Consider the following 21,562-nt stretch of genomic DNA (forward strand, 5'->3'; position numbering starts at 1 on the left):
AGGATTTCCGCGGATTATTTTAACTGCCCGTCGACCGACGGATATTCATTCCAGTGCAGCTTCTCACGCAGCGTGTGGTAATAGCTCCAGCCGTGCGGATGCAGGAAGGTAACGGTGTGCGCCGAACGGCGGATCACGACCTGGTCACGGTGCTCCAGGCGAGCCAGGGATTGCATGTCGAAATTTACACTGACGTTGCGTCCGGCCACCACTTCGATCACGATTTCGCTCTTGTCGGGAACGACGATCGGACGATTCGACAAGGCGTGCGGCGCAATCGGCACCAGCACGACTCCGCCCAGGCTGGGATGCAGCAGCGGCCCTCCGGCCGACAAGGAATAGGCGGTCGATCCGGTCGGCGTGGCGACGATCAAGCCGTCGGAACGCTGGTTGTACATGAAATGGCCGTCCACATCGACCCGGAGTTCAACCATGCCGGCGCCGGTTCCACGTGCGACCACGACGTCGTTGAATGCCAGCGCATCGAAGATGGATGCCCCGTTGCGCACGACTTTCCCGGCAAGCAGCGAGCGCTGCTCCGACTCGTAGTCGCCCTCGAGCATCGCAGTCAGCGCGGGCAGCATGCGTTCGCATGGAATGTCGGTCATGAACCCGAGCCGCCCCTGGTTGATCCCGATCAGCGGCACGTTGAAGGGCGCAAGCTGGCGGGCGATCCCCAGCATGGTGCCGTCGCCGCCAACCACGATCGCCGCATCTGCCTGCTGCCCGATTTCGGCCGGCGTCAATGCCGCATATCCGGCGGCTTTGATACTGCGCGCAGTGTCGGATTCGAACCACACGGTGCGCCCGGACGCGCGCAGGAATTCCGCCAGCTCGAAGAGCGTGCGGGAGATGCCGGCAGCAAGCGGCTTGCCGACAATCGCAATTGATTTGTACTGGATCGTGTCCGTGCGGGATTCTGGGAGCGGCATGCTGCAGATTAGACCATAATTATTCAACCCGATGTACGATGCGCACGCGCTGCCGGCCGCGCACAGCCCGAGCAGCACAGCGCGCGCAGCACAACCCGAAACAGATACCCGTCATGCCTTCCATAAAAGCCGTTCTGTTCGACCTCGACGACACCTTGTGGCCGATTGCGCCGGTTATCGCCCGCGCCGAGCAGGACATGTACGAATGGCTCCGGACCCATGCCCCTGCGGTGACCGAACGATTCACCATCGAGGCCCTGCGCGCGCGGCGGATGGAACTGCTGAGGTCGACCCCACATTTCCGCTTCGACATGATCGGTCTGCGCCATGCGGGACTGAGCGCAGCATTCAGTGAATGCAACGAGGACAGTTCCCGGGTCGGGAATGCGATGGATATCTTCAACCGGGCCCGCAACCGGGTCGATCTTTTCGAGGACGTGCAGCCGGTGCTGCCGCGGCTCTCGGAACATTGGCTGCTGGGCACTATTTCCAACGGACCGGCCGATCTCGGCGCAATCGGCCTGAGCCATCATTTCCGCTCCAGCATTGCGGCATATCGCTTCGGGACCGGGAAACCCGACCCGAAAATTTTCCTGGCCGCGTGCGAATTGCTGGGCGTCGCGCCGCAAGAAGCCGTGTATGTGGGCGATGACCCGCTGCTCGACGTCGAAGGAGCCCAACGGGCCGGGCTGAAAGGCGTCTGGATGGACCGCGAAGGTGAACGAGCGACCCGGGTGATGCCCGCACACGTCGCTCCCGATGCCATTTGTACAAACTTGTATGCCCTGGAACACTGGTTGCACACTACTTCTGGCACCGGTGGCCGCTGACCGCTAGAATAGCTCGCATGCAACTGGATAAACGCGCGCAGACTTTACTGAAGGCACTGGTCGAACGTTATATCGCGGACGGGCAGCCGGTCGGCTCGCGTTCGCTGTCCCGGATTTCCGGGCTGGAACTGTCACCGGCGACCATACGCAACATCATGGCCGACCTGGAGGAGATGGGATTCGTAGCCAGTCCGCATACCTCGGCCGGCCGCATACCGACGCCACGCGGCTATCGTTTTTTTGTCGATACGCTGCTGACGGTGCAGGCTGTGGACGATGGCGCGGTCGAATCCCGGATGCACCCGAAACTGGCGAACGGCACGCCGCAAAAGATCATCTCCAATGCCGCCCAGGTATTGTCGTCGCTGTCGCATTTCGCCGGCGTGGTGCTGACGCCAAAGCGCGATTCCGCCTTCAAGCAGCTCGATTTCATCCGTCTCTCGGAGCGGCGCATCCTGCTCGTCATTGTCAGTCCCAGCGGCGAAGTGCAGAACCGGCTGCTCCTGACCGATGTCGACTACACGCCCTCGCAACTGGTCGAGGCCGCGAACTTCCTGAACCAGCATTACAGCGGCCAGCGTTTCGAGGACATCCGCATGCGCCTGACTGCGGAATTGCGGCAATTGCGCGATGACATGACCCGGTTGCTGCACGCAGCAGTCGAGGCCGGCAACGACGCCATGGCGGAGGAAAGCGACGACGTCGTCATTTCGGGTGAGCGCAACCTGCTGTCGGTGGCAGACCTGTCTTCCAACATGGGTTCGCTGCGCAAGCTGTTCGATCTGTTCGACCAGAAAACCAGCCTGATGCAGTTGCTGGACGTGTCGAGCAAGGCGACCGGCGTGCAGATCTTCATCGGCGGCGAATCGAATCTGGTCCCGATGGAAGAAATGAGTGTCGTCACCGCGCCGTACGAAGTGGACGGCAGGGTGGTCGGCACGCTGGGCGTGGTCGGGCCGACAAGGATGGCCTATGAACGGGTAATACCGATTGTCGACATCACCGCAAAACTGCTCAGCAGCGCACTGAGCCATCCGCACTGAGCCATCCGCACTGAGCCATCCGCACTGAGCCAGCCCACCGGGCAAGCAATAAGGCGCTGGCAAGCCGCCAGGACGACCGCTTCTTGATTCCCGCATCCGGCTGCGGCTGCGCCCTGTCAGGTCATTACCCCTGGCGCGACCGGTAAGGGCAATTTGTCTTGGTGCAGTTGCCGTAGAGCGCAAGCGCGTGTTCGGCAATGCTGAAACCGCGTTCCGCCGCGACCTTCTGCTGCCGTTTTTCAATTTCCTCGTCGTAGAATTCCTCGACCCGTCCGCAGTCGAGGCAGACCAGGTGGTCATGATGCGATCCCTCGTTCAGTTCGAACACGGCCTTGCCGGTTTCGAAGTGATTGCGATGCAGCAAGCCTGCCTGTTCGAACTGGGTCAGCACACGGTATACGGTTGCAAGGCCGACATCGAGGTTCTCGCCGAGCAGTACTTTGTAGATATCCTCCGCGCTCAGGTGACGCACCGAGCTGTTCTGGAAAATTTCAAGGATCTTTACCCGCGGCAGGGTCGCTTTCAGGCCGCTGGCCTTGAGATCGGGGGCGGAGTTGGACATGGGGTAGTCTGTGGATTGCTTATCTGCTTTATCATATAGCGTTTGTTGACCCCTTGCTGAAATCAGAGAGACGACTCATGCGCATGCTGTTCCCCTCCCGTGCCGCTTGCATTGCAATTGCGCTCACGGGCGTCCTGCTTGGCGGCTGCGCCTACAAGAATCCGCTGATGGACGATGGCGCAGCCCGGGCTGCGCCATCCGTCGCGGCCGCTGCGCCTGCCTCCGCATCTGCCTCCGGCGTGCAAACATTGCAGGAAAAACGCCGCTTCGGTTTCCTGACGCCCTACCGCACTGACATCCAGCAAGGCAACTTCATCTCCGGCGAGATGGTTGCCCAGCTCAAGCCCGGCATGACGCCCGACCAGGTCCGCTTCGTACTGGGAACGCCGCTGCTGACCGACCTGTTTCATGGCAACCGCTGGGATTACATATTCGACATGAAACGCGGGAACGGCGAAACCACGCGCAGCAGGCTGACCCTGCATTTCCGCGACAGCCGGCTTGAAAGATGGGAAGGCGGCAACCTGCCAAGCGAAGAAGAATACCTCGCCCGCATTGCCGGCAAGGCGCCGCCGAAAAAACCCGCAGGCGACCTGAAACCGGCTGCCCCGCGCGCACCATCGACCGCCAACGAACCCAGGTAGTACCGCCATGACAAAAATGAAAATTGCCGTTGCCGGCGCATCCGGCCGGATGGGCCGCATGCTGATTGAAGCCATCGTCAACGCCGACGACGCCGAGCTCGCCGGCGCGCTGGACCTGCCCGGCACGCCGGGCATCGGCTCCGACGCTGCGTCCTTCCTCGGCAAGCCGGCCGGTGTCGCCATCGATTCCGACCTTTCTCGCGCCCTGGCGTCGTCGCAATTCCTGATCGACTTCACCCGTCCCGAAGGGACCCTGAAGCACCTGGCTTACTGTGCCGAAAACGGCATCAAGATGATCATCGGCACCACCGGCTTCGACGAGGCCGGCAAGGCCGCCATAGCCGAGGCGGCGCGCCGGACGGCGATCGTGTTCGCACCGAACATGAGCGTAGGCGTCAACGTCACGATGAAGCTGCTGGAAATGGCAGCAAAGAGCTTCTCGGAAGGCTACGATATCGAGATCATCGAAGCCCACCATCGCTACAAGGTCGATGCACCCTCCGGAACCGCGCTGAAGATGGGCGAAGTCATTGCCGGTGCGCTGGGCCGCAAGCTCGACGACGTGGCGGTTTATGCGCGCGAAGGCGTGACTGGCGAACGCGACCCCTCGTCGATCGGTTTTGCGACCATCCGTGGCGGCGACATCGTCGGCGACCATACCGTGCTGTTCGCCGGCATCGGCGAACGCGTGGAAATCACCCACAAGTCGTCCAGCCGCGTCACCTATGCCCACGGCAGCATGCGAGCCGCGCGCTTCCTGGCCGGGCGCGAAACCGGCCTGTACGACATGCAGGATGTGCTCGGCCTCCGCTGACACGGCCCGCCTGGAAGCGCAAACCAACCGGCATTTCCAGCGACGATGAGACTGTCACGGACATCGGCTGCCGTTGCGATCTCGCTGCTGCTGCATGCCGGCCTCCTCGGCCTGATCGCCCTGCAAGCGGGCAAGCACCCGCCAGCGCCACCGCCAGTCACGATGGTGCTGCTCAAGCCGGAGCCGAAGCCGGAGCCAAAACCGCAACCGCCCGCGCCCGCGGCTGTTCCTGCGCCGCCGGTAGCGCCGAAACCGCAACGCCAGAAGCCGCAGCAGCCGGAGGCTGCCGCCAGGCCGCCAACACCGGCGCGGCCCGCGCCGGCCGCACCGCCAGCCGTGCCGAGGCCGGAAGCCCCGACGGCTTCGACGGCGCCGATCACGCCAGCAGCGCCGGCTCCGGTCGCGCCAACAGCGCCGGCTGCACCAACAGCGCCGGCGGCAGCACCGACTCCCGCCCCGACCGGGGTCTCGATTCCCGCCGGCTACGCAGCCAACAATCGCAAGCCGGTGCAGCCTGCCCTGTCGCGCCGCTATGGCGAGCAGGGCACCGTGCTGCTGCGGGTGCAGGTCAAGGCCGACGGCAATGCCGGCGCCGTCGAGATCCGCACCTCGAGCGGTTTCCCGATGCTGGACGAGGCCGCCCGCGACGCAGTGAAGGAGTGGCGTTTCATCCCCGCCACCCGTGATGGAAAACCCGTGACGGAGTGGTATCTCGTTCCTGTAACATTCACCCTCAGGAATTGACCCGCCGACCCGGCGCAAGAAGACAACGGACAACCGACAACAATGAACCCCACTCTCGCCAATCCTGCCGCTGCCAGCCCTGGCCTGGCCCATTACTGGGCCCAGGGCGATGCGGTTTCCCATACGGTCGCCTACATCCTGCTGCTGATGTCGGTGATCAGCTGGTTCTACATCCTGTCCAAATCCTGGAGTTCGTGGCGGATCCGCCGCAGCGCTGCCGCCGTGGAAGCCTTCTGGAAAGCACCGTCGCTCGACGACGCCATCGCGCAGCTGCGCAGTGCCGACTCCGAGAACGTCTACACGCCGCTGGCGGCCCGGTCGGCGGAAGCGGCAAACGTCAGCGCCCAGGAAAAATCACTGAATGCCGCGGCCGATCCGGGCGAGCTGATTACCCGCACGCTGCGGCAGGAAATCAACCGGGTGTCGGCACGACTGGAAAGCGGACTGACCTTGCTGGCGTCAGTCGGCTCCACCGCCCCTTTCGTAGGATTGTTCGGCACGGTGTGGGGCATTTACCATGCCCTGCTGGCGGTTTCTGCCAGCGGAACCGTGCAGATCGACAAGGTTGCCGGCCCCGTCGGCGAAGCGCTGATCATGACCGCGCTGGGCCTGGTCGTGGCCATTCCCGCCGTGCTGGCCTATAACGCCTTCACGCGCGTCAACCGCATCACCCTTGCGGAACTGGACGGTTTCGCCCACGACCTGCACGCCTTCCTGACGACAGGCGCCCGCATCGGCAAACAGTAAGGACTGGCCATGGCATTCGGCGGATTCAACGACAACCAGCAACCGGCGCCCATGTCGGACATCAATGTCACCCCGATGGTGGACGTGATGCTGGTGCTGCTGGTGATCTTCATCATCACGGCGCCGCTGTTCACGCACGCAATCAAGCTCGACTTGCCGGCGGCGTCCGCTGCGGCGGCCCCGGAAAAGCCCGATACGGTCACGCTCTCGATCGACGCCAAGGGCGCAGTTTTCTGGGACAACGGCGCTGCCGCGATCGACATGCCTGAACTGAACAGCCGCCTGGCCGCTGCTGCGCAAAAAAAGCCGCAGCCGGAGATACAGCTGCGGGCCGACAAGTCGACGCGCTATGAAGTGATCGCACAAGTCATGGCTGCGGCGCAGGGCAGCGGCCTGTCCCGGCTCGGCTTCGTGACCGATCCCAAGGACACCGCAACGGGGAAACAGGATGGCAAGCGCTGATCTGGACGGCCGCAAGCTGGTGACCCGGGAAGGGTTTCACCGGACTTGCCGGGAGGCGTTCGGCTTCCCTGAATTTTATGGCAACAACCTGAGTGCCTGGATCGATTGCATGTCCGGGCTGCGCGACGATGACGGAATGTCACGCTTCGTGCTGGGCCCGGACGAGGTGCTGCATATTGTCGTCAGCCATGCCGGCGTCCTGAAGAAATCCGCCCCTGAGGTCCTGAAGTTGCTGGAACAGGGCGTGGAGGAAGTGAACCTGCGATGCGAGGAAGCGGGACAGTTGCCGATGCTGGCGCTCGATCTGCGCTGACTGCAGGCCCTCGTGGCCGCATGAACGATGCGCCAGCCAGCCCACGCAGCCGCATGAGCGGTGCGCCAGCCAGTATAATGGCCGGTTCCACCTCACCCCAAGCAGCACTCGTCATGCAAGAAAAATACAACCCGTCCGATGTCGAAAAATCGGCGCAACAGCACTGGGAACGCATCTCGGCCTACAAGGCCGTAGAGCATGCGGTCGACCGCAACGGCCGCGAGAAGAAGAAATTCTACGCCTGCTCGATGCTGCCCTACCCTTCCGGCAAGCTGCACATGGGCCATGTGCGCAACTACACGATCAACGACGTGATGTACCGCTACCTGCGCATGAGCGGCTACAACGTGCTGATGCCCATGGGCTGGGACGCGTTCGGCATGCCTGCGGAAAACGCGGCAATGGCGAACAAGGTGCCGCCGGCCCAGTGGACCTATTCCAACATCGAGCACATGAAGCAGCAGATGCGGGCGATGGGGCTGGCAATCGACTGGTCGCGCGAGATGACCGCCTGCAAGCCGGATTATTACAAGTGGAACCAGTGGATGTTCCTGAAGATGCTCGAGAAGGGCATCATCTACCGCAAGACCGGCACCGTTAACTGGGATCCGATCGACCAGACCGTGCTGGCCAACGAGCAGGTGATCGACGGCCGCGGCTGGCGTTCGGGCGCGCTGATCGAGAAGCGCGAGATACCGATGTACTACGCGCGCATCACCGACTATGCGGAAGAGTTGCTGGACTTCGTCGACAACAAGCTGCCCGGCTGGCCGGAGCGTGTGCGCATCATGCAGTCGAACTGGATCGGCAAGTCGGTGGGAGTACGCTTTGCGTTCCCGCACGACATCCGGGACAGCGCCGGCGCCGCAATCAATGACGGCAAGCTGTGGGTATTCACCACCCGCGCCGACACCATCATGGGCGTCACGTTCTGCGCAGTCGCGCCCGAGCATCCGCTGGCCACACATGCGGCCGCCGCCAATCCGGCGCTGGCCGAATTCATCGCCGAATGCAAGAAGGGCAGCGTGATCGAAGCCGACATGGCCACGATGGAAAAGAAGGGCATGCCGACCGGCCTGTCCGTCACCCATCCGCTGACTGGCGAGCAGGTTCCGGTCTGGGTCGGCAATTATGTGCTGATGACCTACGGCGACGGCGCCGTGATGGGCGTGCCGGCGCACGACGAGCGTGACTTCGCGTTCGCCGGCAAGTACGGCTTGCAGATCAAGCAAGTGGTTGCGGTCGAAGGCCGCGACTTCTCCACCGCCGAATGGCAGGAATGGTACGGCGACAAGGAAAATGGCCGCTGCATCGCCTCTGGCAAATACGACGGCCTGGCTTACCCGGACGCGATCGAGGCAGTGGCTGCGGACCTGGCGTCCCTGCAACTGGGTGAAAAGAAGATCACCTACCGCCTGCGCGACTGGGGCATTTCGCGCCAGCGCTACTGGGGCACGCCGATCCCGATGATCCACTGCCCGCAGTGCGGCGAAGTGCCGGTGCCTGAAAAGGACCTGCCGGTCGTGCTGCCAGAGGACTGCGTGCCTGACGGCAGCGGCAATCCGCTCAACAAGCACCAGGCTTTCCTGCACGTCGACTGCCCCCGGTGCGGCACCGCGGCCCGGCGCGAAACCGACACGATGGACACCTTTGTCGATTCGTCCTGGTATTACATGCGCTATTGCTCGCCCGGCAGCACCGATGCGATGGTCGATTCCCGCAACGACTACTGGATGCCGATGGACCAGTACATCGGCGGCATCGAGCACGCCGTGCTGCACCTGCTGTACGCCCGATTCTGGACCAAGGTGATGCGCGATTTCGGGCTGATCAAGTTCGACGAGCCGTTCACCAACCTGCTGACCCAGGGCATGGTGCTCAACGAGACCTATTTCCGCGAAGCCGCGGACGGCAAGTTCACCTGGTTCAACCCGGAAGACGTCGAATTGACGACCGACGAGCGCGGCCGGCCGGTCGCAGCCAAGTTGAAATCGGACGGCCAGCCGGTACAGATCGGCGGCACCGAAAAAATGTCGAAGTCCAAGAACAACGGCATCGACCCCCAGGCCCAGATCGACCAGTACGGCGCCGACACGGCCCGGCTGTTCACCATGTTCGCGTCGCCGCCGGAGCAGACGCTGGAATGGTCGGGCGCTGGCGTCGAAGGCGCGAACCGCTTCCTGCGCCGGGTCTGGAACTTCTCCGTCCACTTTGCGGCACGGGTCGTTCCGGATGCCACGATCAACCTGGCCGACCTGACCGAAAACCACAAGGCGCTGCGCCGCGAACTGCACAAGATCCTGCAGCAGGCGGACAACGACTACCGCCGCATCCAGTACAACACGGTGGTGTCGGCCTGCATGAAGATGCTCAATACGCTGGAAGGCGCAAAGCTGGACGACACGCCGGCCTCGCACGCAGTGTTGACCGAAGGCCTGAGCATTTTCCTGCGCATGCTGAACCCGGTGGCGCCGCACATCACCCACGCACTATGGGAAGAACTGGGCTATGCAAAGGTCCTGGGCGATCTGCTCGACGCACCATGGCCGCAGGTCGATACCGCTGCGCTGGAGCAGGCGGAAATCGAAATGATGGTGCAGGTCAACGGCAAGCTGCGCGGCAGCATCAAGGTTGCGAAAGACGCCGACCGTGCCAGCATCGAAGCGGCTGCGCTGGCCAGCGAAAGCGTGGCCAGATTCATCACCGGCACGCCAAAGAAAGTGATCGTGGTGCCGGGCAAGCTGGTCAACATCGTTGCCTGACAGAAAATCGGGAAGATCGGGAAGATCGGGACACTCGGAAAAATTGGCAATCTTGGGATTTTTGAAGATCAGGAGCAGTGGCATGCAGGCAAGGATGGCAGCAAGTGTTTTCGCAGTGGCGGCAGTGCTGCTGCTGTCCGCCTGCGGCTTCCAGCTGCGGGGCTCCGGCCAGTCGGCAGTGCTGCCGTTCAGCACGCTGTACATCTCCCCGACCGGTGTCGGCATCGACCTCAAGCGGCGGCTGGCGCGCAGCGGCTCCACCACGGTGGTGGAAGACAGCAAGGCGGCCGAGGGTGTAGTGGAACTGCTGGCCGAGACACGCGACCGCCAGATCCTTTCGCTCAACAGCCAGGGACGGGTGCGCGAATACACCCTGAACCTGCGTGTCAATTTCCGTATCAAGGACCAGGCCAACCGCGAGCTGCTTCCGACCACGCAGGTCGTGGTGCAACGCACGCTGAGCTTCGATGAATCGAAGGTGCTGGCCAAGGAAGGCGAGGAAGTGACGCTGTACCGCGACATGCAGTCCGACATGGTCGGCCAGTTGCTGCGCCGTATTGCCGCTACCCGGCCGCTGGCCCCGCCGCAGCCGGTGGTTCAGTAGGAGTCGGTCAATGCAGCTGCGCGCCGACGCCCTCGAAGGCCACCTCGCAAAAACCCTCGCTCCGCTCTATGTGATCACCAGCGACGAGCATCTGCTTGCGCTGGAGGCGGCGGACCGGATCCGGCGCGCCGCCCGCGCCGCCGGCCATACCGAACGCGACGTGCTGGCGGTCGACCGCAGCTTCAAATGGAATTCGCTGCTGGCGGCAAACCAGTCGCAATCCCTGTTCGGCGACAAGAAGCTGATCGAGCTGCGCATTCCCGGCGGCAAGCCGGGCAAGGATGGCGGCCAGGCGCTGCAGGACTATGTTTCCGACCTGTCCCCCGACAATGTGACGCTGATCTCCCTGCCAAAGCTGGATTGGGCGACGCAGAAGGCGGCGTGGGTGGCGGCGCTGCAGAAGGCCAGCGTGTACATCGACATTCCACTGGTGGAACGCAGCCAGTTGCCGGCATGGATAGGCGCCAGGCTGGCAGCGCAGGGACAGAGCGCGGACCGGCAAGGGCTGGTGTTCATTGCCGAGCGGGTCGAGGGCAACCTGCTTGCGGCGCACCAGGAGATCCAGAAACTGGGCCTGCTGCATGGCGCCGGACCGCTGTCCTTCGACCAGATCCACGATGCAGTGCTGAATGTCGCACGGTATGATGTGTTCAAGCTGAACGAAGCGATGCTGTCCGGCGACGCCGCACGGCTGGTGCGCATGCTCGAAGGCCTGAAGGGCGAAGGCGAAGCGCTGCCGTTGGTGCTATGGGCGGTCGCCGAAGAACTGCGCACGCTGGCCAAGCTGAAAAGCGGAATGGAGGCCGGAAAGCCGGTGTCAGCCTTGCTCAAGGAATACCGGATCTGGGGCCCGCGCGAGCGGCTGATGGAGCCTGCTCTGCAGCGATTGTCGCGTGCAAGCATCGAAGCAGCGCTGCACCAGGCGGCCCAGGTCGACAAGATGGTAAAGGGGCTGCGCGCGAAGGAATTCGCCGGCGATCCATGGGATGCGCTGCTGCAGTTGGGATTGAAAATAGCCCGCGGCTGAAGCTGCGCGCCACCAGCCGGCAAGCATCGCCGCCGGCACAAGGCTGATAGCATCCGGCAGTTGCTACACGACAGTAACTGCACGACCGTAACTACACGACCGTAACCACACGACCGCAACTACAGGCAGGACCGATGGACATCAACCAGTACATGAACGAACTCGGCCAGCGGGCCCGCGCCGCATCGCGGGCAATGGCGAAAGCCGACACCGCAGCCAGGAACAAGGCGCTGCTGCAGATCGCCGCGGCAATCCGCCGCGACGCTGCCGACCTGCGCGCGGCCAACGAGCAAGACTTGGCCCAGGCCCGCCAGAACGGCCTGGACGCAGCCATGCTCGACCGCCTGACCCTGTCGCAGAAAGCAATCGACACCATGGCCGAAGGCCTGGAACAGATTGCCGCCCTGGCCGACCCGATCGGCGAGATTTCCAACATGAAGTACCGCCCGAGCGGCATCCAGGTCGGCCAGATGCGGGTTCCGCTGGGCGTCATCGGCATCATCTACGAGGCCCGCCCCAACGTCACCGTGGATGCCGCAGGCCTGTGCATCAAGAGCGGCAACGCCACCATCCTGCGCGGCGGCTCGGAAGCGATCCACTGCAACCAGGCGCTGGCGAAGCTGGTGCAGGAAGGCCTGGCGGCAGCCGGCCTGCCGGCGGACGCAGTCCAGATCGTCGAAACCACCGACCGCGCTGCGGTGGGCGCGCTGATCACGATGCCCGAGTACGTGGACGTGATCGTGCCGCGCGGCGGCAAGAGCCTGATCGAGCGCCTGATGAAAGAATCACGGGTGCCGATGATCAAGCACCTGGACGGCATCTGCCATGTGTACATCGACGATTCGGCCGACTTGGCGAAAGCGGTGCCGATCGCGTTCAATGCCAAGTGCCATCGTTACGGCACCTGCAATACGATGGAAACCCTGCTGGTGTCGCGCGCGCTTGCAGCGAGCGTGCTGCCCAGGCTGGCGCCGCTGTACCAGGGCGAAAAGGTGGAACTGCGCGCCGATGAAGAAGCGCGTGCCATCCTTGCCGGCTACCCTTACCTGGCCGCAGCAAGCGAGGAGGACTGGCATACCGAATACCTGGCGCCCATCCTCGCCGTCAAGGTGGTGGAAGGGCTGGACGAAGCGATGGACCACATCAGCACCTATTCGTCGAAACATACCGACTCCATCGTCACCGAGGACTACTCCCGCGCCATGCGTTTCCTGCGCGAGGTGGATTCTGCGTCCGTCATGGTGAACGCCTCGACCCGCTTCGCCGACGGCTTCGAATACGGCCTTGGCGCCGAGATCGGCATTTCGAATGACAAGCTGCACGCGCGCGGACCGGTCGGGCTGGAAGGCCTGACCTCGGTGAAATACGTTGTGCTGGGGCACGGCGAAGTGCGGCGCTGAGCACTGCCGGACTGGCGGCATCCCTGCGGGCCGCCAGGCAACAACAATCAATGACATCTTTCGGAAGCCGACATGCTCTGGGTAAAGTCGCTGCACCTGCTGTTTCTTATTTCGTGGTTTGCAGGCCTGTTTTACCTGCCCAGGATTTTTGTCAATCTCGCCGACGAGACAACGCCGGCGGCGATCGAGAGATTGTTGCTGATGGCACGCAAGCTGTACCGCTTCATGACCCTGCTGGCGGTGCCGGCGGTGGTTTTCGGCCTGTGGTTGTGGCTGGGTTACGGGATCGGCAAGGGGCCGGGCAATGGCTGGATGCATGCCAAGCTGGCGCTGGTCATCCTGGTGATCGGCTATCACCATGCCTGCGGGTCGCTGCTGAAAAAGTTTGAAACAGCGCGCAATACCCGCAGTCACAAATGGTATCGCTGGTTCAATGAAGTGCCGGTCATACTTCTGCTGCTGATCATCCTGCTGGTCGTCATCAAACCTTTCTGAAACCAATCGGAGCTTCTGCCATGGCAAAGACTTGCGACTACTATTTCGCCCCGCCCTCCCCCTGGGCCTATCTCGGCCATGAGCGCTTTGTCGCCATGGCAAACAAGGCCGGCGTGGCGGTGAACCTGAAACCCTGCGACATCGGAAAGGTTTTCAGCGTCTCGGGCGGCCTGCCCCTGGCGAAGCGTCCGCCGCAACGGCAAGCTTACCGCTTGCTGGAGCTGAAACGCTGGAGCGAACACCTTGGCATCCCGCTCAACCTGCAGCCGAAATTTTTTCCCGTCGGCGGTGACCCGGCAGCAAAGCTGATCATTGCGACCCAGCTCGCACATGGAACCAGCGCCGCGCTGAAGCTGACCGGCGCGGTGATGCGTGCAGTATGGGCGGAAGAAAGGAATATCAGCGACGCCGATACCCTGGTGGCAATCGCCAATGAATGCGGCCATGACGGCAAGTCGCTGCTGAAGTCGTCCGAGACTGCCAGCGTGCAGGCCGAGTACGACCGCAATACCGAGGATGCGATGGCCGCCAATGTGTTTGGCGCGCCGTGGTACGTGGTCGATGGCGAGGGGTTCTGGGGACAGGACCGGCTGGAATTTGTCGAACGCGCACTCTATCGATGACGGCCGCTTGACAGCCCGCTTTCAGCCCGTTTTCGGCCACAATCAACATCTCAACATTACAAGTTGACGAAAGGCATCCGGCCTGTCGTCCCAAGGAAAAAAGGAACCCCTGATGGCACAACCCACACCCCGCTCATTTTTCTGCCCCTGCCCGCGCGGCCTGGAAGGCGCGCTGGCAGAAGAGCTGCAGGAAATCGCCCAGCAGACGCCGACGCTGAAGGTCCACAACCAGGTTCCGGGCGGCGTCCACTGCTCGGGCGTGCTGTCCGACGCTTACCGGATCAACCTGCATACGCGCATTGCCTCGCGCGTGCTGCTGCGCATGGCGCACGGCAGCTATGTCAACGAAAACGACATCTACGACCTGACGCTGGCGCAGGCCTGGGAAGACTGGTTCGATGTGAGCCGCACGATCCGGGTCGATGTCACCGCAATCAAGTCGCCGCTGAAAAGCCTGGAATTCACGACGCTCAAGATCAAGGATGCCATCGTCGACCGCTTTCGCGACTATTGCGGCGACCGGCCTTCGGTGGACACGCGTGCGCCGGACATGCGCATCGTCGGCTTTGTCGACCAGCGCAGCTTCACGCTCTACCTCGACACATCGGGGGAACCGCTGTTCAAGCGCGGCTGGCGCCAGGAGACCGGCGACGCGCCGCTGCGCGAAAACCTTGCCGCAGGCCTGCTGCGCGCAGCCGGGTGGAAGCCGGGCATGATCCTGCTCGACCCGATGTGCGGCTCTGGCACCATCATCGCCGAAGCCGCGCAGATGCTGGCCGGCATACCGGCCGGCGGCAAGCGCAGTTTCGCATTCGAGCGTTTCAAGGGATTCGTGAATGAAGAATGGCAGGCGATCCGCAACGAGGTGAAGCGACGCCCCTTGCCCACCACGCCGACCATTTTCGGCAGCGACATCTCGGGCGACATGATCGTCATGACCCGCAACAACCTGCTCAGCGCCGGCATCACTTTTGACGTGCCGCTCAAGCAGATCGAAGCGCAGGAAATCAAGCCGCCGAGCGGGCAACCCGGCATCATCCTGACCAATCCGCCGTATGGCGAGCGGATCGGAATGCGCGGCGACACGACCACGCCCGAAGATGAAATGGCGACCGCCTTTTTCAGCGCCTTCAGCACGACCCTGAAACAGCGCTTCGCCGGCTGGCAGGTGTTCCTGTTCACGGCCGACCTTGGCCTGCCGAAGATGCTGAGGTTGAAAGAATCACGCAAGACGCCGTTTTTCAACGGCGCGCTGGAATGCAGGTTGTTCAAATTCGAGATGGTGGCCGGGTTCAACCGGAGGGAGCAGGCCAAGCCCGACGCCCCCTGAGGGCGACGGGCTGGCTGGCGCCATCATCACGCTTCGTTCCGGGATGCGGCGGGCGACGGGCCCTTCCACTCCTTCAAGCTGCGCATTGCCCCTTCGAACCAGGAGCGGCATGAATGCCGCAAGACCGGATCCTGGATGCTTTCCAGGGCTGCTGACACGATGCTGGACGGGGAATGTGACCAGGTGGCCATCCGCGCATTCCTGGCGGCCCAGTTGGTCTTGTCCGTTGCGGTGGGCCGGCGGTCGTTGCTGAATTTTTCCAGTTGCTCGCTTATCAGGCTTTTCGTCGCGGCCGGCAGGTCGGGCATCGCGCGCACAAATCGGGAAACGAAGATGTCCTCGTCCGCAACCGATTCCGCCGCCTTTTCCAATTTTGACCGGGCCTGCAGCGCGCCAAGCAGGTACAAGCGGCCATCGTTCTCGCCGGCCAATGTCGAGGTTGCTTTTTTCCAGCCCTGCTTGCCCACGCCTTTGCCGAGAAGGACGAAATCCAGATACTGGGCGGCATCCTGTTCCTTGATCGACTCGCGCAGCGAGCCGGGCATGAGCTTGTGGAGGTCCTTGCTCTGCTGCCGATGCGCGGAATCCCCGGCGATGCGCGCGCGTTCCACCTTGTCCTTGAGCTTCTCCTTGGCCTGCCAGGCTTGGGCGCGCAGCTTTTCCAGGGCGGTCCCGGATTGCCGGCCGGCACTGGCGTCAGCGGCGGCCGTCGGGCCGGGGCCGCCCACTGAAGCCTCCTTCGCCGCGGTCTTCTTTGTTCGGGGCTGTGCAGTAGCATTTTGTTTGGGGGAGGGCGCCGTCCCCTTGACTGCGCTGTCCCGGTGTCCGGCCAAGCCAACTGGCGTGGCCGGGCTTGTCAGGCTCTGTATTTCTGCCTGCAATTTCGCTACTTTGCCGTCGAGCGCCTGAAATTTTTCGAGATCCTTTTCCAGCCCCTCAATGTCCAGCGCCGCGATGAGTTCATCCACAGAGCCGGTGGCTGGAGTGGTTGGACTTACCAAGCGCTGTACATCTTCCTGCAGCTTCCCAAGCTTGCCCTCGAGCGCCTGGAATTTTTCGTAATCCCTTTCCAGCCCATCGATGTCCAGCGCGGCGAGAAATTCATCCACGTCCGCCGTGGCTGAATCGAGCGTCGTCGTATTGGCATCTACTTCGGCTCGACGAGTTTGTTCATCCGACAAAGCCAGCGCCTCGCTTTCTGCCTCGATCCCCGGCGCGGTGCTTTTCGCGCCATCCTTGACCAGCCCGCCGCCCGGGTTCCAGTTTGCCGGAGCGCTGCCCAGTTCGGGCATTGGCATCAGGACTGCCCGCTGGGGCGCTTGCAGATCTTCAATCGCCGCCACCCGGACAGCCCGCTGGGGTACTTGCAAATCTTCGATCAGGGCATGCTGCTCGACCGCCACGATCGCAGGAAGAACGAAGGCTTGCCGTCGTCCCTGCTCCACCAGTGCGTCCAGGCGCTGCTGCCGAATGGCCTCGGCGGCAGGAGACACTGCCGGTCCCGGCTTGTATTGCGGCTCCTCATGCGCATCGCTGAACCGGACTTTTTGATCCGTCCGTAGTCCACCGATATCGCGCTTCCTGGCAACGAACTGGTCGGCGAGCTTGGTTGCTGCCGAACGGCGCCTTGCGTTGATAGCTGCGAGGCCACGGCTCAGTGACTTTTGCACGTTGCGTGCAGCCTTGGGGATTGCCTGGGCCAGCTTGCTGGCTGAAATTTTCGAACGTACGTTATTCATGATATTTCTCCAGCCGACGAAAAGGGAAAGTGATGGTGCCGGACGCGGGGTGAGTGAAGCTCCTGGCGGCTTTGTTCCATCTCCGCACAGAAATTCAAGAATGAATCCGCAGCAGGCGGATTCATTCTTGAAATCACAAGCTCAGTCTCAAGCCAGCAAGCCCTGCATCGCCGCTTGGCCGCTGTCGGCGCTGCCGGCGCTCTCCAGATTGTCCCCGGCGCGAAATTCCCGTGCGAACAATGCGTAATCCCGGAACAACCCGGCCATCTGTCCACCGTCGCATTGGTCCGGGTTCCGGATCTCCGAGCGCAGCACTGCACGCCCGCTATCCGCATCGAATCCCAAGGCCTCGCCATGCATGCGCCCCAATTCGAGGTTGAACTGCAGCAACTCTGCGAATATTTCCTGCCTGGAGGCGGCATCCACTTCGCCGAGATCGACATAGCAATGAATGGCGATATCGGTTTCTTCGTCGAAGTACGCTCCGATGCTGACGCCGTCGACCTCGATCTGGCCATGCTCGCCGAGTTGCTCCGTGTCGGGCAGATCCAGCGCCAGGCAAGTAGCACGGCACAGGTCGCGAAATTCGGAATGCGTCATCTTGAATGTCCTGAAGGCCAGAAATCGGGAATGCCGATGCTCGGCAGATGAAGCGCCTGCTCTGCCCCTGAGTGACAATTTCCGAACATTTGTTCCTTTGCCGAACAAATGTTGCAATCGTGATCTGTGGGTGTGATCTGTGGGTGTGATTCCAGCAGGCTACAGCCTCAGCAGCGCAGCGTTGCCGCCGGCAGCAGCAGTATTGATTGTGACCGTCTGCTCGGCACGCATCATCCACCGCGGCGGCAACACGCCTGCAATCACCGGAAATATCAGCGGCGGACCATCCTTGAATTCGTGACTGGCGAGACCGGGCAATGCCGGCTGGTCGGCAAGAATCATCGCCTCCGCGGGGGGGCCGCTTAGTTGCCCGACGGTTCCGGTGATTCCGACCTGCGCCCACACCGGCAAAAGCACACCCTGCGCCGCAGCGGCCTGCCACGCGAGCAGCAGCGGCTGGTTTCCGGTGTCGAGCACCAGCCGGATCATGCGCAACAGCAGCGCGCTGTCATCGCTGATACACAGCACCGGACCGCGCGGCCGCCAGCGAAGGCTGCTGGATTCGCCGGTCGGCCCGGGAAGCTGGATTTCCTGCGCCGGATCCTGGCCCGGGGAATCCCGGACCAGGCGTAACAGGTAGTGCGGTCCGCCAGCCTTCGGCCCTGTCCCCGACTTTCCCATCCCGCCGAAAGGCTGGACCCCGACCACCGCACCGATCATGTTCCGGTTGACATAGATATTGCCGACCTGCGCCGACCGGACCACTGTTTCGATGGTTTCATCGATGCGGGTATGAATGCCAAGGGTGAGGCCGTAACCGGTGGCCTTGACTGCCTGCAACAAGGTGGGCAGCTGCTCGCGGCGGTAGCGCAGGACATGCAGCACTGGTCCGAACACTTCCCGATCCAGTTGGTCCAGCGAGTCAATCCCGATCACGGTCGGCGGGAAGTATGACCCGGAAGGAAGTCCATCCGGCAACGCAAGTTCCCATACGGACAGGCCGCGGGCGCGCATCTTCTCCACGTGAGTCCGCAATTGTTCCTGCGCCGCACGGTCGATGACGGGGCCGACATCGACATCCAGCCGGTCCGGACGGCCAAGCCGCCATTCCTGAACGGCCCCTCGCAGCATGGTCAGCACCCGGTCGGCAATTTCTTCCTGCAGGCAAAGCACGCGCAGCGCGGAACAACGCTGGCCGCCACTGTCGAAGGCGGAGACCAGCGCGTCCTGCACGACCTGCTCCGGCAAGGCGCTGGAATCGACCAGCATCACGTTCTGGCCGCCAGTCTCGGCGACCAGCGGAATGACCCGGGTCTCTTCCGCCGCCCGCTGCAGCAGCCTTGCCTGAATGCGCGCAGCCACCTCGGTCGAGCCGGTAAACATCACGCCGTCGATCTGCCGGTTGGCCACCAGCGCAGCGCCGATGGCCTCCCCGGTTCCGGGCAACAGTTGCAGCACCGCCTGCGGCACGCCGGCCTGATGGAGCAGCCGCACTGCGAGCGCAGCGGTGGCGGGCGTCTGTTCAGCCGGCTTGGCCAGGACTGCGTTGCCTGCCGCCAGTGCAGCGCTGACCTGCCCGACGAAAATCGCGAGCGGAAAATTCCACGGCGAGATGCAGGCGACCACGCCCAGCGGCTGCCTGGCGCCGAGCCGGCGCGACTGCACGGCGTAGTAACGCAGGAAGTCGATCGCCTCGCGTACCTCGCCAACTGCGGCCGGCAAGGTCCGGCCCGCTTCACGAACGATCAGGGCCAGCAACTCCGGCATGTTTTCCTGCAGCAGATCGGCCGCGCCCGACAGGATCGCCGAACGCTCCCCGGCCGCACGTGCCACCCATCCCGCTGCCGCCTGCTGCGCGCTGGCCGCGGCGAGACCGACATCCAGGGCCTGCGCCTGAAGCACGTCGGCCACCCTATCTCCATGGTCGGCGGGATTGAGCACCGGCAGGAACGCGGATGGCGATGGTGATGACGATGTCGACGATGTCGATGGCGTGTGGACCACCAGCGGCTGCACTTGCCAGCGCACGGTGGACCAGGCTTGCAGCTTCACGGCGAGTTCGTCCAGCACCTGGTCGCTATTCAGGTCGATGCCAGCCGAATTGCGCCGCTCGTTGCCGAACAGGTGCTGCGGCAAGGGAATGGCCGGATGCGGCTCGCCCTCAAGCGCTCGTGCGGCGTCGAATGGGTCCGCGATCAATTCCTCGACCGCAATCGACTGATCCAGCAACCTGTTCACGAATGATGAGTTGGCGCCGTTTTCCAGCAACCTGCGCACCAGGTAGGCAAGCAGTGTCTGGTGCGAGCCGACCGGCGCATAAATGCGGCAGGCGCGGCCCAGCCCCTGCGCGCCGATGACCTGGTCATACAGGCTCTCGCCCATGCCATGCAGGCACTGGAATTCGAAATCGTCGACACCCGTCTCCTGCGCCCAGTGATGAATGGTAGCCAGCGTATGCGCGTTATGAGTGGCGAACTGCGGATAGAACAGATCGTGATGGGCCAGCAGCTTGCGCGCGCACACCAGGTAGCAGACATCGGTATATTCCTTGCGCGTAAAAACCGGGTAGCCCGGCATGCCGTCCACTTGCGCGCGCTTGATCTCGGCGTCCCAGTAAGCCCCCTTCACCAGCCGGACCATGAAGCGCTGGCCGCTGCGGCGGGCGAGATCGGCCAGCCAGGAGATCACGAACGGACAGCGCTTCTGGTAAGCCTGCACCACGAATCCGATGCCGTCGAAACCGCGCAGGCTGGCGTCGAACGCGAGCCGCTCCAGCAACGCCATCGACAGTTCAAGCCGGTCCGACTCTTCGGCGTCGATGTTGAGTCCGATGCCATAGCCGCGCGCCAGCACGGCAAGTTCACGCAGCCGCGGCAGCAGTTCGGACAGCACGCGCTCGCGCTGGGCACGGCAGTAGCGGGGATGCAGCGCGGAAAGCTTGACGGAGACGCCCGGGCCTGCCCTCACCCCGCGCCCTGCCGCCGCTGCGCCGATCGCATGGATCGCGTCCTGGTACGCCTGGTAACAGGCCTGCGCATCGTCCTCGGTCAGGGCTGCTTCGCCCAGCATGTCATAGGAATAGCGATAGCCGCGCTGCTGGTTCGGACGGCTGTTCTCCAGCGCCTGGTCGATGCTCTCGCCACAAACGAATTGTTTGCCCAGCAAGCGCATCGCAAGATCGACGCCGGCACGCACGACCGGCTCTCCGCCACGGGCCAGCAAGCGGTTCAAACGGCCGCCCAAGCCATGTTCGCTATGCGTTGCCACCAGCCTGCCGGTGATCAGCAGGCCCCATGCAGCAGCATTCACGAACAGCGAGGGCGATGCGCCCAGGTGATTCCTCCAGTTACCGCGACCGATCTTGTCTGCAATCAAGCGGTCGCGGGTCGGATTGTCCGGTATGCGCAGCAGTGCCTCGGCCAGGCACATCAGCGCCACGCCCTCGTCGGACGACAGCGAGAATTCATGCATCAACGCATCGATGCCGCTGGCCTGGCTGCGTTCGCCGCGCAGCCGTTCGACCAAGTGGCGTGCAAGCGCCTGCGCCGGCTGCCGCGTGCCATCTATCGCCGGCTGCTGTGCCAGTAGCGCGCGCACGGCCTCGCGCTCGTCAAGACGGCAGGCGTCCCTGACCTGCGCCAGTAGCAGGGACGGTGCAGCAAGCCCTCCAATTCGTGAAAACAGCGGTGGCGCCGAAGGGTGCGGAGCGATAGGTGGGCTGGACATGAATGCGCACACTGCAAAGGGTACGGAACGGACAGAACGGACAGAGGGGACGGAAAGTGGTGAGCAGTGGGCACCATGCTACGCAGGAATGCGCCGCATCAATCCCGGGTTTGCTCAATCTTTGGATGATTGGAACCCGCCGACCCGGACTCCGGGGCAAGGTCC

20 protein-coding genes are annotated in these 21,562 nt (G+C 63.2%); 15 read left to right on the forward strand and 5 right to left on the reverse strand.

Annotated elements, in window-relative coordinates; genetic code table 11:
* Positions 1 to 14: 14 nt before the first annotated feature.
* Positions 15 to 932 (reverse strand): NAD kinase, encoded by a 918-nt coding sequence (locus tag FVE66_RS15780; protein WP_151448405.1) that lies wholly within the window; start codon positions 930 to 932, stop codon positions 15 to 17.
* Between the two features lie 38 nt (positions 933 to 970).
* Between FVE66_RS15780 and FVE66_RS15785 the strand changes: the two genes are divergently transcribed.
* Together FVE66_RS15785 and hrcA are read left to right on the forward strand one after the other, a co-directional pair.
* A complete protein-coding gene (locus FVE66_RS15785; protein WP_338325392.1) occupies positions 971 to 1,762 on the forward strand; it encodes an HAD family hydrolase in 792 nt (263 codons plus the stop codon).
* A 17-nt stretch (positions 1,763 to 1,779) separates the two neighbouring features.
* Positions 1,780 to 2,805 carry a heat-inducible transcriptional repressor HrcA gene (gene hrcA / locus FVE66_RS15790; protein ID WP_151448406.1) on the forward strand — a complete coding sequence of 342 codons (1,026 nt, stop codon included), beginning with the start codon at positions 1,780 to 1,782 and terminating at the stop codon, positions 2,803 to 2,805.
* Positions 2,806 to 2,929: 124 nt separating this feature from the next.
* On the opposite strand, the gene fur is transcribed toward hrcA, so the two are convergent.
* Complete coding sequence (gene fur / locus FVE66_RS15795; RefSeq protein WP_151448407.1) at positions 2,930 to 3,367, reverse strand: ferric iron uptake transcriptional regulator; 438 nt, start codon at positions 3,365 to 3,367, stop codon at positions 2,930 to 2,932.
* Positions 3,368 to 3,444: 77 nt separating this feature from the next.
* Between fur and FVE66_RS15800 the strand changes: the two genes are divergently transcribed.
* The 13 genes from FVE66_RS15800 (at position 3,445) to FVE66_RS15860 (ending at position 15,332) form a co-directional block, all read left to right on the forward strand.
* The gene (locus FVE66_RS15800) at positions 3,445 to 4,011 is read left to right on the forward strand and encodes an outer membrane protein assembly factor BamE (protein WP_241673244.1); all 567 of its coding nucleotides are present in this window, start codon (positions 3,445 to 3,447) and stop codon (positions 4,009 to 4,011) included.
* Between the two features lie 7 nt (positions 4,012 to 4,018).
* Positions 4,019 to 4,825 (forward strand): 4-hydroxy-tetrahydrodipicolinate reductase, encoded by an 807-nt coding sequence (gene dapB, locus FVE66_RS15805; protein WP_151448408.1) that lies wholly within the window; start codon positions 4,019 to 4,021, stop codon positions 4,823 to 4,825.
* Positions 4,826 to 4,870: 45 nt separating this feature from the next.
* On the forward strand, positions 4,871 to 5,569 hold the full coding sequence (locus FVE66_RS20615; RefSeq protein ID WP_151448409.1) for an energy transducer TonB: 699 nt from the start codon (positions 4,871 to 4,873) through the stop codon (positions 5,567 to 5,569).
* A gap of 42 nt (positions 5,570 to 5,611) precedes the next feature.
* Positions 5,612 to 6,316 (forward strand): MotA/TolQ/ExbB proton channel family protein, encoded by a 705-nt coding sequence (locus tag FVE66_RS15815; RefSeq protein ID WP_151448410.1) that lies wholly within the window; start codon positions 5,612 to 5,614, stop codon positions 6,314 to 6,316.
* 9 nt (positions 6,317 to 6,325) lie between these two features.
* The gene (locus FVE66_RS15820; protein WP_151448411.1) at positions 6,326 to 6,778 is read left to right on the forward strand and encodes an ExbD/TolR family protein; all 453 of its coding nucleotides are present in this window, start codon (positions 6,326 to 6,328) and stop codon (positions 6,776 to 6,778) included.
* The gene (locus FVE66_RS15825) at positions 6,765 to 7,091 is read left to right on the forward strand and encodes a barstar family protein (protein WP_151448412.1); all 327 of its coding nucleotides are present in this window, start codon (positions 6,765 to 6,767) and stop codon (positions 7,089 to 7,091) included. The genes FVE66_RS15820 and FVE66_RS15825 overlap by 14 nt, the downstream gene beginning before the upstream one ends.
* 113 nt (positions 7,092 to 7,204) lie before the next feature.
* Complete coding sequence (leuS, locus tag FVE66_RS15830; RefSeq protein WP_151448413.1) at positions 7,205 to 9,853, forward strand: leucine--tRNA ligase; 2,649 nt, start codon at positions 7,205 to 7,207, stop codon at positions 9,851 to 9,853.
* A gap of 82 nt (positions 9,854 to 9,935) precedes the next feature.
* Positions 9,936 to 10,457, forward strand: coding sequence for an LPS-assembly lipoprotein LptE (locus tag FVE66_RS15835; RefSeq protein WP_151448414.1), 522 nt, complete (start codon positions 9,936 to 9,938; stop codon positions 10,455 to 10,457).
* Between the two features lie 10 nt (positions 10,458 to 10,467).
* Positions 10,468 to 11,484 (forward strand): DNA polymerase III subunit delta, encoded by a 1,017-nt coding sequence (gene holA / locus FVE66_RS15840; RefSeq protein WP_151448415.1) that lies wholly within the window; start codon positions 10,468 to 10,470, stop codon positions 11,482 to 11,484.
* A 134-nt stretch (positions 11,485 to 11,618) separates the two neighbouring features.
* Positions 11,619 to 12,884, forward strand: coding sequence for a glutamate-5-semialdehyde dehydrogenase (locus FVE66_RS15845; protein ID WP_151448416.1), 1,266 nt, complete (start codon positions 11,619 to 11,621; stop codon positions 12,882 to 12,884).
* Positions 12,885 to 12,956: 72 nt separating this feature from the next.
* Positions 12,957 to 13,379 (forward strand): CopD family protein, encoded by a 423-nt coding sequence (locus FVE66_RS15850; RefSeq protein WP_151448417.1) that lies wholly within the window; start codon positions 12,957 to 12,959, stop codon positions 13,377 to 13,379.
* A 20-nt stretch (positions 13,380 to 13,399) separates the two neighbouring features.
* Positions 13,400 to 14,002: a 2-hydroxychromene-2-carboxylate isomerase gene (locus FVE66_RS15855; protein ID WP_151448418.1), complete on the forward strand. Its 603-nt coding sequence runs from the start codon at positions 13,400 to 13,402 to the stop codon at positions 14,000 to 14,002.
* A gap of 112 nt (positions 14,003 to 14,114) precedes the next feature.
* On the forward strand, positions 14,115 to 15,332 hold the full coding sequence (locus FVE66_RS15860; protein ID WP_194164402.1) for a THUMP domain-containing class I SAM-dependent RNA methyltransferase: 1,218 nt from the start codon (positions 14,115 to 14,117) through the stop codon (positions 15,330 to 15,332).
* 26 nt (positions 15,333 to 15,358) lie between these two features.
* On the opposite strand, the gene FVE66_RS15865 is transcribed toward FVE66_RS15860, so the two are convergent.
* From FVE66_RS15865 to putA, 3 genes are all read right to left on the reverse strand, one after another.
* On the reverse strand, positions 15,359 to 16,825 hold the full coding sequence (locus FVE66_RS15865; protein WP_151448420.1) for a hypothetical protein: 1,467 nt from the start codon (positions 16,823 to 16,825) through the stop codon (positions 15,359 to 15,361).
* Between the two features lie 393 nt (positions 16,826 to 17,218).
* Entirely contained in the window at positions 17,219 to 17,671 is a 453-nt protein-coding gene (locus tag FVE66_RS15870) for a CesT family type III secretion system chaperone (RefSeq protein WP_151448421.1), read from the reverse strand.
* A gap of 159 nt (positions 17,672 to 17,830) precedes the next feature.
* Positions 17,831 to 21,397 (reverse strand): bifunctional proline dehydrogenase/L-glutamate gamma-semialdehyde dehydrogenase PutA, encoded by a 3,567-nt coding sequence (gene putA, locus FVE66_RS15875; protein WP_151448422.1) that lies wholly within the window; start codon positions 21,395 to 21,397, stop codon positions 17,831 to 17,833.
* Positions 21,398 to 21,562 lie beyond the last annotated feature (165 nt).

The sequence above is a fragment of the Lacisediminimonas profundi genome, assembly GCF_008831265.1.
Lineage (GTDB): Bacteria > Pseudomonadota > Gammaproteobacteria > Burkholderiales > Burkholderiaceae_D > Lacisediminimonas > Lacisediminimonas profundi.